The 13125-nt window shown below is 72.6% G+C and carries 10 protein-coding genes; 8 read left to right on the plus strand and 2 right to left on the minus strand.

The window, feature by feature from the left end:
- Positions 1-30: 30 nt before the first annotated feature.
- Complete coding sequence (locus ACIRB4_RS23360; RefSeq protein ID WP_403294049.1) at positions 31-1254, plus strand: acyl-CoA dehydrogenase family protein; 1224 nt, start codon at positions 31-33, stop codon at positions 1252-1254.
- Positions 1255-1284: 30 nt separating this feature from the next.
- On the opposite strand, the gene ACIRB4_RS23365 is transcribed toward ACIRB4_RS23360, so the two are convergent.
- Positions 1285-1797 (minus strand): thermonuclease family protein, encoded by a 513-nt coding sequence (locus ACIRB4_RS23365; RefSeq protein ID WP_403294050.1) that lies wholly within the window; start codon positions 1795-1797, stop codon positions 1285-1287.
- A gap of 177 nt (positions 1798-1974) precedes the next feature.
- Between ACIRB4_RS23365 and ACIRB4_RS23370 the strand changes: the two genes are divergently transcribed.
- The 7 genes from ACIRB4_RS23370 to ACIRB4_RS23400 all read left to right on the plus strand — a co-directional run bounded on the left by ACIRB4_RS23370 (position 1975) and on the right by ACIRB4_RS23400 (position 11071).
- A complete protein-coding gene (locus tag ACIRB4_RS23370) occupies positions 1975-3240 on the plus strand; it encodes a hypothetical protein (RefSeq protein WP_403294051.1) in 1266 nt (421 codons plus the stop codon).
- 59 nt (positions 3241-3299) lie between these two features.
- Entirely contained in the window at positions 3300-3752 is a 453-nt protein-coding gene (locus ACIRB4_RS23375) for a hypothetical protein (RefSeq protein ID WP_403294052.1), read from the plus strand.
- A 101-nt stretch (positions 3753-3853) separates the two neighbouring features.
- Positions 3854-6118: a tetratricopeptide repeat protein gene (locus ACIRB4_RS23380; protein WP_403294054.1), complete on the plus strand. Its 2265-nt coding sequence runs from the start codon at positions 3854-3856 to the stop codon at positions 6116-6118.
- A 48-nt stretch (positions 6119-6166) separates the two neighbouring features.
- Entirely contained in the window at positions 6167-7705 is a 1539-nt protein-coding gene (locus tag ACIRB4_RS23385) for a phytoene desaturase family protein (RefSeq protein ID WP_403294056.1), read from the plus strand.
- A 167-nt stretch (positions 7706-7872) separates the two neighbouring features.
- Positions 7873-8910: an L-threonine 3-dehydrogenase gene (gene tdh / locus ACIRB4_RS23390; RefSeq protein WP_403294313.1), complete on the plus strand. Its 1038-nt coding sequence runs from the start codon at positions 7873-7875 to the stop codon at positions 8908-8910.
- A gap of 48 nt (positions 8911-8958) precedes the next feature.
- Positions 8959-10158 (plus strand): glycine C-acetyltransferase, encoded by a 1200-nt coding sequence (locus tag ACIRB4_RS23395; protein ID WP_403294057.1) that lies wholly within the window; start codon positions 8959-8961, stop codon positions 10156-10158.
- A gap of 4 nt (positions 10159-10162) precedes the next feature.
- The gene (locus ACIRB4_RS23400) at positions 10163-11071 is read left to right on the plus strand and encodes a LysR family transcriptional regulator (protein WP_403294059.1); all 909 of its coding nucleotides are present in this window, start codon (positions 10163-10165) and stop codon (positions 11069-11071) included.
- Positions 11072-11199: 128 nt separating this feature from the next.
- On the opposite strand, the gene ACIRB4_RS23405 is transcribed toward ACIRB4_RS23400, so the two are convergent.
- Positions 11200-13023, minus strand: a complete 1824-nt coding sequence (locus ACIRB4_RS23405; protein WP_403294061.1) for a serine hydrolase — start codon at positions 13021-13023, stop codon at positions 11200-11202.
- Between the last annotated feature and the right edge of the window lie 102 nt (positions 13024-13125).

Consider the following 13125-nt stretch of genomic DNA (forward strand, 5'->3'; position numbering starts at 1 on the left):
CGCCGCCACGGGATGCCACGGGAGGCCCCCATGCACCTCGAGTACACGCCCGCCCAGCACCGCCTTCGCGCGGAGCTGCGCGCGTACTTCGCCGAGCTCGTCCCGGACGACGTCCACGCCTTCCCCCGTGGCCCCAAGGAAACGGGAGGTGCAGCCATCGGGGACGCGGCCGCCCGGAAGCGGTTCTACCGGGAGACCGTGCGAAGGCTCGGCGCCGACGGATGGCTCGGGGTCGGCTGGCCCGTCGAGTACGGCGGTCGCGGCCTCGGCGCCATGGAGCAGTTCATCTTCTTCGACGAGGCCGCCCAGGCCGGTGTCCCGCTGCCGCTGATGTCCTTGAACACCGTCGGTCCGACGATCATGCGGTTCGGTACGGACGAGCAGAAGGAGTACTTCCTCCCCAAGATCCTGTCCGGGGAGATCGACTTCGCCATCGGCTACAGCGAGCCCGACGCGGGCACCGACCTCGCCGCGCTCAGGACCCGCGCCGTGAGGGAGGGCGACGAGGCGACCGGCCACTACACGGTGAACGGCCAGAAGATCTGGACGACCAACGGCGACACCGCCGACTGGATCTGGCTCGCCGTGCGCACCGACCCGGACGCCCCGCCGCACAAGGGCATCACCATGCTGCTCGTGCCGACGACCGACCCCGGCTACTCCTGCACCGTGATCAACACCCTCGCGTCGCACGACACCACCGCCGGCTACTACGAGAACGTCCGCGTCCCCGTCTCCCGGCGCGTCGGCGAGGAGAACAAGGGCTGGCGGCTGATCACCAACCAGCTCAACCACGAGCGCGTCACCCTCGCCGCCCACGGCACCATGGCGATCCGCGCCCTCCACGACGTCCAGCGCTGGGCCGCCGACACCACGCTCGCCGACGGCCGCCGGGTGATCGACCTCGGCTGGGTGCGCCGGAACCTCGCCCGTACACACGCCCGGCTCGACGCGATGAAGCTCCTCAACTGGCAGATGGTGAGCGCCGTGGAGGCCGGAACCCTCGCCCCGCAGGACGCCTCCGCGGTCAAGGTCTACGGCTCCGAGGCCCGCCGCGACGCCTACGCCTGGCTCATGGAGGTCGTCGGCTCGGCCGGCGCCCTCAAGGAGGGCTCGGCCGGCGCGGTCCTCCACGGCGACCTGGAACGCGGCTACCGCTCCGCCGTCATCTTCACCTTCGGCGGCGGCAACAACGAGATCCAGCGCGAGATCATCTCCTGGACCGGCCTGGGCATGCCCCGCGTCCGGCGCTAGGAGGCGTCTAGGAACCGCCTGCCCCGTCCCTCAGTTGGCCGGGCACGCGGACCAGAGACCCGCGCCCGCCCGGCGGGCGGCCGTCTCGGCGTCGCTCATCGTCTTCCAGTGCTTGTCGTTCGGCTCGAACAGCACGGCCTTGGCGTGACCGCTGCGCACCAGGGACTCGTTGACGAAAACCCCGCTCTCGTTCCACACGTAGAGCAGATAGCGGTCGTAACGGTCCTTGAGCTGGACGTCGCTCTCGGTCCGCAGCGTGGTGCCCGGCGGCAGCAGTTCGGCGGTGCGGGCCGTGGCCTGGCGGCTGAAGCAGTCGCCGCGCTCGGGCGTGTCGACCTGGAGCAGGCGCACGCGGGCGATGACACCGTCGGGTACGACCCTGCCAGTGCCGCGTACCTCCAGCGTGTCGCCGTCGACGACGCGGACCACGATCGGCCCGGGCGGGGCGGCCTGGGCGGGGGTGACCGGTGCCAGGACGCCGAGGCTCAGCAGCGCGGTGGCGGAGGCCAGGACGGTCGTCCGCCTGCGGGAGGAAGACTGCATGGCGACCCCTCTCGACGAGGCTCTCCTGTATTCACTACAGCACCGCGGCGGTCGTCACGCGACCGCGCCGAGGCACCGCGCATCCTGGCTCCCGTAACGGTGCTGGCAGACTGTCCGCCGATCCGATCCGATCCAAGACCCGATCCGATCGCGGAGAAAGCACAGGGAGCGACCACGTTGAGCGTCAGCGTCGAGGGACAGATAGACATCGCGGGGCCGGTGGGCAAGCTGCTCCACCGGCGCCCGCTGAAGAACGGCACGGTCATGCAGTCGTTCGGCGTCGAGCCGGTGACGGGTGAGATCTTCGTGATCCAGGTCGCGCAGGGCGGCCTCACCCTCGAGGGAGAGTCGGGGCCCGTCAGCTACGCGGACCGGGTCGCCCACGGCGATCTGTGCGTCACCCGCCTCAGCCAGGCGGGCGCCATCACCGGACACATGTATCTGCGGGGCTTCGGCCACGGCGTCTCCATGGCCGTCGAGAACCGGGGCGGTGTCACCCGCCTGTGGACCGAGACCGCGTCCAAGCCCAACAGCAGCAACGAGGGCTACGGCACGGCGATCACCCACTTCGAGTTCCGTTCCGGCACGGTCCTCGACCACGGCTCCCCGCTCCACGCGACGCCGTACACCCCGGCGGCCGGGGCCACCGGCGTCACCTGCACCATCGACCCCACCACCAACCGACTGATCGTCCGGTTCGGCCTCAGCGGCATGAAGTACGAGTCGTACGACCTGGCCAAGGCGGCGGCCGGTGTGTGGGAGCCGATCGCGCGCATCGCCCAGCCCAACCCCAACGGCGTCTTCCAGGGGTACGCCTCCCTCGGCGGCGTCCTGTACATGCTGGCCGGGCAGGCCATCGGCCCCGACAACCCGTTCCCCGGCAACACGTACCTCACCGCTGTCGACTGGGCCACCGGCGCCGTTCTGGACCAGCACCATGTGCTGGCCGCGCCCGGCCTGGAGTACCGGGAGCCCGAGGGCATGGCCGTGTCGCTGCGCGACGGCGTGCCGCACCTGCACTTCGGTTTCGCGTGCGAGAACCCCGGCCCTCGCACCTGCACCATCATGTCGCTGTCCGGGGCGCCGGAGGTCGACGGCGTGAAGGTGCTCACGGACTGGCAGCCGCTCACCCTGGCCGCCGGTGTCACCGCCGACCAGAACGCTCCCCAGGGCCGGTTGATCTCCCTCGCCGGTACGACGACGCTCCAGCTCAGTGGCGGCGTCAAGGGCACGTTCAGCGCCGACGCGGTCATCGCCACGCTGCCCGACGCGCTGACCCCGAGCATGCCGGCCCGGGCCGGCGTCCCCCGCAACAACCGCGCGAGCCGCTGTGTCGCGCACGCCGAGGCGGAGACCGACCGGCAGCTGCGGCTCTACGGCGGCACCGGCGACAACGTCATCACCTGGGCACAGCTGGACAGTTTCAGCGCCGTCTGGCGCTGACCCTCAGCCCCTCTTCTTCTTCCCCCTCTTCTCACGCCTCGTCAAGGAGTCGATCCACCATGTCGCAGAACCGCCGCAGCCTTCTCGGTGCCGCTCTCGCCCTGCCCGCCGCCCTGACCGTGGGGAGCCTGGCCACCGCCGCCCCGGCGGCCGCCGCCACCGGGGGCGTGGAGGCAGGTGAGTGGGCCGACCTCGTCCTGGAGCCCGGCATCACCCCGCAGACCGGCGCCACCCCGCAGGTCCGCATCCTCACCCTCGCCGGCACCACCTACCTCCAGGCCCGCGGCGCCATCACCTGCAACCTCACCACCGACACCAGGATCGCCACCCTCCCGGCCGGCCTCACCCCGACCTGGTACACGCGCGCCGCCGCGCCCCGCAACAACTCCCAGGGCATCAACGCCTGCCGCTTCGAGATCAGCCCCGCCGGAACGGTGACCATCTTCGGCGCCAACACCGGCAACCCCATCACCTGGGTCCAGTTCGACTCGATCCAGACCGTCTGGCGCTGACACGCGGAACCGCCCCCGCCCCGTACAAACTCCGCAGACGGGCCGCCATACTGGACGGGCCCGGGGAGGGCGTGGCGAATCGACGGGGGCGACAGCACGCGATGGCGGAGACCAGGCTGATCCAGGGCCGCTACCGGCTGCACGACGTGATCGGGCGCGGCGGCATGGGCGAGGTGTGGCGCGCCACCGACGAGTTGCTCGGCCGCCGCGTCGCGGTCAAGTGCCTCAAGCCGCTCGGCCCCCACCGGGACCCCGACTTCACCAGGGTGGTGCGCGAGCGGTTCCGGCGCGAGGCGCGCGTCGCCGCCTCCCTCCAGCACCGCGGGGTCACCGTCGTCCACGACTTCGGCGAGTCCGACGGCGTGCTGTTCCTGGTGATGGAGCTGCTGGAGGGCCACAACCTCAGCCAGCTCCTTGAGGAGAACAAGCAGCATCCGCTGCCGGTCCAGGATGTCGTCGACATCGCCGAGCAGGTCGCCGACGCGCTCGCCTACACCCACCGCCAGGGCATCGTGCACCGGGACCTCAAGCCCGCCAACATCATGAGGCTCGGCGACGGCGCCGTGAAGATCTGCGACTTCGGGATAGCGCGCCTCGGTGCCGACATCGGCTTCACCTCGCGTCTCACCGGCACCGGCATCGCCATGGGGACCCCCCACTACATGTCGCCCGAGCAGATCAGCGGCGGCGAGATCGACCACCGCAGCGACCTGTACTCGCTGGGCTGCGTTCTGTACGAGATCGCCACCGGCGTCCCGCCGTTCGACCTCGACGACGCCTGGGCCGTCCTCGTCGGGCACCGCGACACCCCGCCGGAGCCCTTGCGTACGCGCCGCGCCGAACTCCCCGACTACCTCGACCGGATCGTCCTCGATCTGCTGGCCAAGACACCGGACGGGCGGCCCGCCGACGCCACCGATCTGCGCCGCCGGATCGTCACCGCCCGCACCGGCGGTGTCCCGGTCGTCACCGTCCCCGCCCAGGTCCTCGACACGGCCCCGATGGCGTCCGCCCCGCCCCGACTGCCGCACTGGACGCGGGGCATGACCGCCGGCCACAAGGCGATCACCGGCCCGCTCGCACCACGGGAACCGGCCTACGATCCTGCCGCCGGGCTCACGGGCGCGTGGACCCGCCCCTCCCGCGCTCTTTCGCCGACCGAGCCCCCGCTGCCCGCGGGCCCTGCCCCATCCCCCGAACTGCCCGCGCGCCCCGCCCCGTCCGCCGAACTGATCGCCGTCCTCGCCGGCCGGCACCGTGCCGGACTCGGCCTCGGCCGGCTCGGCCGCTGGGACGAGGCGCGGGACGTGCTCCGCTCCGTTACCGAGGACCGCGAGCGGGCCCTCGGCCCCGACCACGCCGACACCCTCGCCAGCCGCTACGAGTACGCCTTCACGCTCAGCCGGCTCGCCCGCCCGGCCGACGCGCTGCGCGAGTTCGCCCGCGTCGGCGAGGGCCGGGTACGGCTGCTCGGCGTCGACCACCCCGACACGCTCGCCGCCCGCCAGGAGACCGCCTACGTGCTCGGCCGTCTCGGACGGCACTTCGAGGCACACCAGCTGTACGCGGAGGTGCTCGCCTCCCGCGAGCGCACCATGGGACCGGACCATCCCGACACGCTGCGCTGCCGCCACAACCTCGCCTTCAACCTGGGCAGGCTCGGCCGCACCGAGGAGTCGTACCGGATGGCCCGCGAGGTGGCCGAGGCGCGGGCCCGGCTGCTCGGCGCCGAGCACCCCGACACGCTGGTGACCCGTTACGAAGTCGCGTACACCCTGGGGCGGTTGGGCCGCTGGTCCGAGGCGCTGTCCGCCTACCGGGAGGTCACGGCGGCACGCGGCTCCGTCCTCGGCGCCGACCATCCCGACACGCTCGCCGCCCGACACGAGGTCGGGATCTGTCTGGGCCGGCTCGGCCGGGGCGCCGAGGCCGTGGAAATCTTCCGCGACCTCGTGGCGGCCCGCACCCGCGTCCACGGCGCGGACGATCCCGAGACGCTGCGCGCCCGCCACGCGCTTGGCGTCAACCTCGGGCGCACGGCCCGCTGGGACGAAGCCCTCGCGGAGGCGCGGGCCGTCCGCGCCGTCCGCGAGCGCGTCCTCGGCCCGGAGCACCCGGACGCCTTGGTCAGCCTCCGCGAAGTCGCCGTCGCCCTCGGCCGGCTCGACCGCTGGGAGGAGGCCCTGCCGGCCTACCGCCAGGTCGCCGAGGTCCGCGAGCGCGTCCTCGGCGAAACGCACCCCGACACGCTGGCCGGCCGCCACGACGAGGCCCACTGCCTCGAACGCCTCGGCCGGCACGCCGCCGCCGTCGAGCTCTACCGCAAGGTGGCCGCGCTCCGCCACCCCGCCCCGGGGCACGCCTAGCGAGGCCCGCGGGGTTTCGCCGGGAATCTTCGCGTGCTAGCAAGAGACATGACCGCACAGCGCTCGTACGACGCCGTCATCGTCGGCGGCGGCCACAACGGACTGGTCGCGGCCGCCTACCTCGGACGCGCCGGACGTACCGTCCTCGTCCTCGAACGCCTGGACTCCACCGGCGGCGCCGCCGTCTCCACCCGCCCCTTCGCCGGGGTCGACGCCCGCCTCTCCCGCTACTCCTACCTCGTCTCGCTCCTGCCGCCGAAGATCGTGCGCGACCTGGGGCTGCGCTTCGCGCTGCGGAAGCGGTCCATCTCCTCGTACACGCCGAAGGGCGACAGCGGGCTGCTCGTCGGCGGCGGCCCCGACCGCACCCGCGCCTCCTTCGCCGCGCTCACCGGCTCCGACCGCGAGTACGAGGCGTGGCAGGCGTTCTACGGTCGTACGGGCGAGGTCGCCGAGCGCGTCTTCCCCACCCTCACCGAACCGCTGCCCACCCGCGCCGAGCTGCGCGCCCGTGTCGCCGACGAGACGGCGTGGCGGACGCTGTTCGAGGAGCCCATCGGCGCCGCCGTCGAAGAGACCTTCACCGACGACCTCGTACGCGGCGTCGTCCTCACCGACGCGCTGATCGGCACCTTCGCCGACGCCCACGACCCCTCCCTGCTCCAGAACCGCTGCTTCCTCTACCACGTCATCGGCGGCGGGACCGGCGACTGGGACGTCCCCGTCGGCGGCATGGGCGCGCTCACCGACGCCCTCGCGGACGCCGCCCGCGCGGCCGGCGCGGAGATCCGCACCGGACACGAGGCGACCCGCGTCGAGACGGACGGCCGCCGCGCCGAGGTCACCTACCGCACGGCCGACGGGGAGGGCACCGTCGAGGCGGACCACGTGCTGGTCAACGCCTCCCCACAGGCCCTCGCCGCTCTCCTCGGCGAGACGCCCCCGCCGCCCGCGGAAGGCGCCCAGCTCAAGGTCAACATGCTGCTCACCCGGCTGCCGAAGCTCCGGGACCGGTCCGTCGACCCGCGCGAGGCGTTCGCCGGCACCTTCCACATCGCCGAGGGCTACGACCAGTTGGCGAACGCGTACGCCGAAGCCGCCGCCGGCCGGCCACCGAGCACCCCGCCGTCCGAGATCTACTGCCACTCCCTGACCGACCCCACCATCCTCGGCCCCGACCTCGCCGCCCAGGGCTACCAGACCCTGACGCTCTTCGGACTGCACACCCCCGCCCGGCTGTTCGCCGCCGACAACGACACCACCCGCGCCGAACTCCTCAAGGCCACCCTCGCCGAGCTCGACGCCGTCCTCGACGAACCGCTCACCGACTGCCTCGCCCTCGACGCCGACGGCCGCCCCTGCATCGAGGCGAAGACCCCGCTCGACCTCGAACGCGAACTGAGGCTGCCCGGCGGCCACATCTTCCACCGCGACCTCTCCTTCCCCTACGGGGAGGAAGACGCGGGCAGCTGGGGTGTCGAAACCGCCCACGCCAACGTCCTGCTGTGCGGTGCCGGAGCCGTCCGGGGCGGCGGAGTCAGCGGAATCCCCGGCCACAATGCGGCGATGGCGGTGCTCGGACGTTGACCGGCGGCCCGCCCCCACCAGCGGCGTGAAGCTGACCTGCGACCGCGCTTAAGAAAACCTCGATGGACCACGGGCCCGACGTACGGAAGATTCTCCTGCGGGATCTTGGCGCGAAACCGCGCCTCGACCCCCTCACTCACAGGACTCGTACGTCGGGAGCCATGGCATTGAAGGCACTGGTCAAGCAGAAGGCGGAGCCGGGTCTCTGGCTCACGGACGTGCCGGAGCCGGAGATCGGCACCGCGGATGTCCTGATCAAGGTCAAGCGGACCGGTATCTGCGGCACCGACCTCCACATCCGCTCCTGGGACGGCTGGGCCCAGAAGACCATCACCACGCCGCTCACCCTCGGCCACGAGTTCGTCGGCGAGGTCGTCGAGACCGGCCGTGACGTCGCGGACATCAAGGTCGGCGACCTGGTCAGCGGCGAGGGACACCTCGTCTGCGGCAAGTGCCGCAACTGTCTGGCCGGCCGCCGCCACCTCTGCCGCGCCACCGTCGGACTGGGCGTGGGCCGCGACGGCGCGTTCGCCGAGTACGTCGCCCTGCCCGCGTCCAACGTCTGGGTCCACCGGGTGGCCGTCGACCTCGACGTGGCCGCGATCTTCGACCCCTTCGGCAACGCCGTGCACACCGCCCTGTCCTTCCCGCTCGTCGGCGAGGACGTGCTGGTCACCGGCGCCGGCCCGATCGGCATCATGGCCGCCGCCGTCGCCAAGCACGCGGGCGCGCGCAACGTCGTCATCACCGACGTCAGCGAGGAGCGTCTCGACCTCGCCCGCAAGGCGGGCGTCTCGCTGGCCCTGAACGTCGCCGAGCGGACGATCGCCGACGGCCAGCGCACGCTCGGCCTCAAGGAGGGCTTCGACGTCGGCCTGGAGATGTCCGGCAACCCGCGCGCCATGCGCGACATGGTCGCCAACATGACCAACGGCGGCAAGATCGCGATGCTCGGCTTGCCCGCCGAGGACTTCTCGGTCGACTGGGCGAAGATCGTCACCTCCATGATCACCATCAAGGGGATCTACGGCCGCGAGATGTTCGAGACCTGGTACGCGATGTCCGTGCTCCTGGAGGGCGGACTCGACCTCGCCCCCGTGATCACCGGCCGGTACGACTACCGCGACTTCGAGGCCGCCTTCGACGACGCGGCGTCCGGCAAGGGCGGAAAGATCATCCTCGACTGGACCGCGGCCTCGTCCTGAGGGCTCGGTTCACCTCCTCCCGCTACCCCGCTTCCTGAAGGACCCCGAATGTTCTCCTCCGTACGCGACGACCTCCGCACCACCCTCGACGAGATCCGTGCCGCCGGTCTGCACAAGCCCGAGCGGGTCATCGGCACCCCCCAGTCCGCCACCGTCGCCGTCACCGCCGGCGGGCAGCCCGGGGAGGTGCTCAACTTCTGCGCCAACAACTACCTCGGCCTCGCCGACCACCCCGAGGTGATCGCCGCCGCCCACGAGGCGCTCGACCGCTGGGGCTACGGCATGGCGTCCGTGCGCTTCATCTGCGGGACGCAGGAGGTGCACAAGGAGCTGGAGGCGCGGCTGTCCTCCTTCCTCGGCCAGGAGGACACGATCCTCTACTCCTCCTGCTTCGACGCCAACGGCGGCGTCTTCGAGACGCTCCTCGGCCCCGAGGACGCCGTCATCTCCGACGCCCTCAACCACGCCTCCATCATCGACGGCATCCGGCTCTCCAAGGCCCGCCGCTTCCGCTACGCCAACCGCGACATGGCCGACCTGGAGCGGCAGCTCAAGGAGGCGACCGAAGGCGGCGCCCGGCGCAAGCTGATCGTCACCGACGGCGTGTTCTCCATGGACGGTTACGTCGCCCCGCTCGACGAGATCTGCGACCTCGCCGAGCGCCACGACGCCATGGTGATGGTCGACGACTCGCACGCCGTCGGTTTCGTGGGCCCCGGCGGTCGCGGCACCCCCGAGCTGCACGGCGTCATGGACCGCGTCGACATCATCACCGGCACCCTCGGCAAGGCCCTCGGCGGCGCCTCCGGCGGTTACGTCGCCGCCCGCGCCGAGATCGTCGCCCTGCTGCGCCAGCGCTCCCGCCCGTACCTCTTCTCCAACACGCTCGCCCCGGTCATCGCCGCCGCCTCCCTCAAGGTCCTCGACCTCCTGGAGTCGGCCGGCGACCTGCGCGACCGGCTGCGCGCCAACACCGCGCTGTTCCGCTCCCGCATGACCGAGGAGGGCTTCGACATCCTCCCCGGCGACCACGCCATCGCCCCCGTCATGATCGGCGACGCGTCCGAGGCCGGACGGATGGCCGAGCTGCTCCTGGAGCGCGGCGTGTACGTGATCGGCTTCTCGTACCCCGTCGTGCCGCAGGGCCAGGCGCGCATCCGCGTCCAGCTCTCGGCGGCGCACTCCACCGAGGACGTGAACCGCGCGGTCGACGCGTTCGTCGACGCCCGCGCCGCCCTGCGACACTGAGGGCATGATCGAAGCGCGGCGGCTGCACATCCTCCGTGCGGTGGCCGACCACCGCACGGTCACGGCGGCTGCCGCCGCGCTCTATCTGACCCCTTCCGCGGTCTCCCAGCAGCTCGCGGCCCTGGAGCAGGAGACCGGCCACCGGCTGGTCGAGCGCAGCGCCCGCGGGGCGCGGCTCACCCCGGCCGGCGAGATCCTGCTCAACCACGCCAACGCGGTCCTGGCCCAGCTGGAACGCGCCGAGTCCGAGCTCGCCGCGTACGGCTCCGGCGAGGCGGGCACGGTCACGGTGGCGGCCTTCGCCACCGGTATCGGCCTGGTCGTCGCCCCCGCCATCACCGGTCTCGCCCGCACCTCGCCCGGCATCCGGGTGCGGGTGCGGGACGCGGAGGGCGACGAGAGCCTGCTCATGGTCCTGGACCGGCAGGTCGACGTCGCCGTGGCGGTCGAGTACCGAGGAGCGCCGGGGGAGGACGACGCCCGGCTCACCCGCGTACCTCTGTACGCCGAACCCTTCGACGCCGTCCTGCCGGTCGGTCACCGGCTCGCCGCCGACGAGCGGGTCGCCCTCGCCGACCTCGCCAAGGACGCGTGGATCGGCCAGTCCACCGGCAACCCCTGTCATGACGTCACCGTCCTGGCCTGCGAGTACGCCGGTTTCGAGCCCCGCCTGGAGCACTCGTCCGACGACTTCCGCGCCGTCGTCGCGCTGGCCTCGGCCGCTGCCGGTGTGGCGCTCGTGCCGCGTTCGGCGCTGCGCGGGATGGAACTCGACGCCGTCGTCGTCCGGCCGGTCGACGGGGTCGCCCCGACCCGCCGCGTCTTCGCGGCGGTACGGCGCGGAGCGGAGGAGCATCCCTTGATCAGCCCGGTCCTCGCGGCCCTGCGCACGGCGGCCGAGCCGCGCGACTGAGCGGGCGGCCGGACCGGGTCGCCTGAGCCGCCAGGCCACAGCGCGTCGCCCGAGCCGTGCGGCCGGACCTGGACCCCCGAGCCGCGCCGGCCCAGCGATGCGGTCGTGACCGCACGGCCGGTCGAGGCTCAGTCCGCCGATCTGCTCCAGCCCACCGTCTCGATCCGGGCCGCGTCCGACGGCCGCGCCTCGTCGAAGAGCGGCCGGCCGTCGCCGTCCACCACCCGCAGCCCGTCGACGTACACCCCCCGCCCGACATACCGCTGGTCCGTCGCGTACCGCCAGCGCAGACGTACGGAGCCGGGGGCGCGGTCCGGCAGATCGGCCGTCAGGGCGTGCCAGACCCGCCCGGACCAGCCGCTCACCGAGCCGCCCGGGTGCTCTTGCGGCCGCGCGCCTCCGCGTACGGTGGTGAACGGCACCGGCCCCCAGGTCGCGCCGCCGTCCCGTGACGCCTCCAGGAAGGCGGCGTCGGTGACCGGCTCGGTGTCCCACCACAGCGCGCACTCCAGCCGCCGTGCGCCGGTGAGCGGGGGCAGGGTGAGCGTGGCGGTGGCCGCGCTCGCCATCCCCGAGAACCAGGCCGTCCGGCCGCGCGCCGGGCGGACGGGCACCGCGCGGGCCAGGTTGTTCGCGGCGGCGACCCGGGGAGCGGAGCCGGAGCGCCAACTGCGCACGGGGTGGACGGAGTTGCCGAGCACGACCAGGAACGCGTCGGTGGTCGGGTCGAGCACGAGACTGGTGCCGGTGAAGCCGGTGTGCCCGGCCGTGCGCGGGGTGGCCATGGCGCCCATGTACCAGTGCTGGTGGAGTTCGAAGCCGAGACCGTGCTCGTCGCCGGGGAAGGCGGTGTTGAAGTCGGTGAACATCAGCGCGACGGACTCGGGGGAGAGGATGCGGGCGCGGCCGTACGCGCCTCCGTTGAGGAGGGTGCGGGCCAGGACGGCGAGGTCCCAGGCGTGGGAGAAGACTCCGGCATGGCCCGCGACGCCGCCCATGCTGTACGCGTTCTCGTCGTGGACCTCGCCCCACACCATGCCCCGATCGAGGCCCGACCAGGGGAGCCGGGCGTCCTCCGTCGCCGCGATCCCCGGCCTCCAGGAGGGCGGGGGATTGAACCGCGTGCGGCGCATTCCGAGCGGACCGGTGATCTCGTCGTGGAGCAGGACGTCCAGGGGGTGGCCGGTGATCTCCTCCAGGATGAGCTGGAGCGAGATCAGGTTCAGATCGGAGTAGAGGTACCTCGTGCCGGGCGGATGGGCAAGGGTCTCGTTCCACAGCCGCCGCAGCTTCCCCTCCCGCGTCGGCTCCTTGTAGAGCGGGATCCAGGCGCGGAACCCCGAGGTGTGCGTGAGCAGCTGACGGACGTTGACGTCCTGCTTCCCGCCTCCGCCGAACTCGGGCAGGTACGCCGTGACCTTCGCCTCCAGCTCCAGGGCCCCGCGCTCGATCTGCTGGACCGCCAGGATCGAGGTGAAGAGCTTGGAGACGGAGGCGAGGTCGAAGACGGTGTCCTCGGTCATCGCGATGCGCTCGTCGGCGGGCAGTTCGACGCCGGTGTCCGTCTTCTCGTCGTAGCGCGCGTACCGTACGGCCGATCCGATGGCGCGGTGCAGCGCGACCGTCCCGCCCCGTCCGGCGAGCAGTACCGCTCCCGCGTACCAGGGGTGCTCGGGGGAGGGGCCGAGGAACCTCTCGGCGTCGGCGACCAGCCGGTCCAGATGCCCGGGAAGCAGTCCGGCCCGCTCGGCGGTGCCGTGCCGCAGCGTGAGCCGCCCGCCCCCGCCCCCGCCCCCGCCCCCGCCCCCGCCCCCGCCCCCGGGGCTGGCGGCCGCGACGACCCCCGGGATCGAGCCGACCATCACCGCACCTCCCAGAGCCAGCAGTCCGCCGCCGAAAGCGCGGCGACCGACTCCCCGGCCCACCGAACCCGCTGCCGATTCCTCCGTCATCCCTACCCTCTCCCACGCCACTGAAAGAATCCTTCGGGCGCACCCGTATCGCCTGAAACTTTCTTACCGGCGTGGGGGCCCGTCAAGGAAGCGGGCGGCGGC

This window comes from Streptomyces sp. NPDC093600 (assembly GCF_044764755.1).
In the GTDB taxonomy this organism is placed as follows: Bacteria; Actinomycetota; Actinomycetes; order Streptomycetales; family Streptomycetaceae; genus Streptomyces.

Coding starts and splice junctions, on each gene's coding strand:
- ACIRB4_RS23360 (WP_403294049.1), top strand. CDS start 31: ATGCACCTCGAGTACACGCCCGCCCAGCACCGCCTTCGCGCGGAGCTG.
- ACIRB4_RS23395 (WP_403294057.1), top strand. CDS start 8,959: ATGTTCTCCTCCGTACGCGACGACCTCCGCACCACCCTCGACGAGATC.
- ACIRB4_RS23375 (WP_403294052.1), top strand. CDS start 3,300: ATGTCGCAGAACCGCCGCAGCCTTCTCGGTGCCGCTCTCGCCCTGCCC.
- ACIRB4_RS23400 (WP_403294059.1), top strand. CDS start 10,163: ATGATCGAAGCGCGGCGGCTGCACATCCTCCGTGCGGTGGCCGACCAC.
- ACIRB4_RS23380 (WP_403294054.1), top strand. CDS start 3,854: ATGGCGGAGACCAGGCTGATCCAGGGCCGCTACCGGCTGCACGACGTG.
- ACIRB4_RS23385 (WP_403294056.1), top strand. CDS start 6,167: ATGACCGCACAGCGCTCGTACGACGCCGTCATCGTCGGCGGCGGCCAC.
- ACIRB4_RS23365 (WP_403294050.1), bottom strand. CDS start 1,797: ATGCAGTCTTCCTCCCGCAGGCGGACGACCGTCCTGGCCTCCGCCACC.
- ACIRB4_RS23405 (WP_403294061.1), bottom strand. CDS start 13,023: ATGACGGAGGAATCGGCAGCGGGTTCGGTGGGCCGGGGAGTCGGTCGC.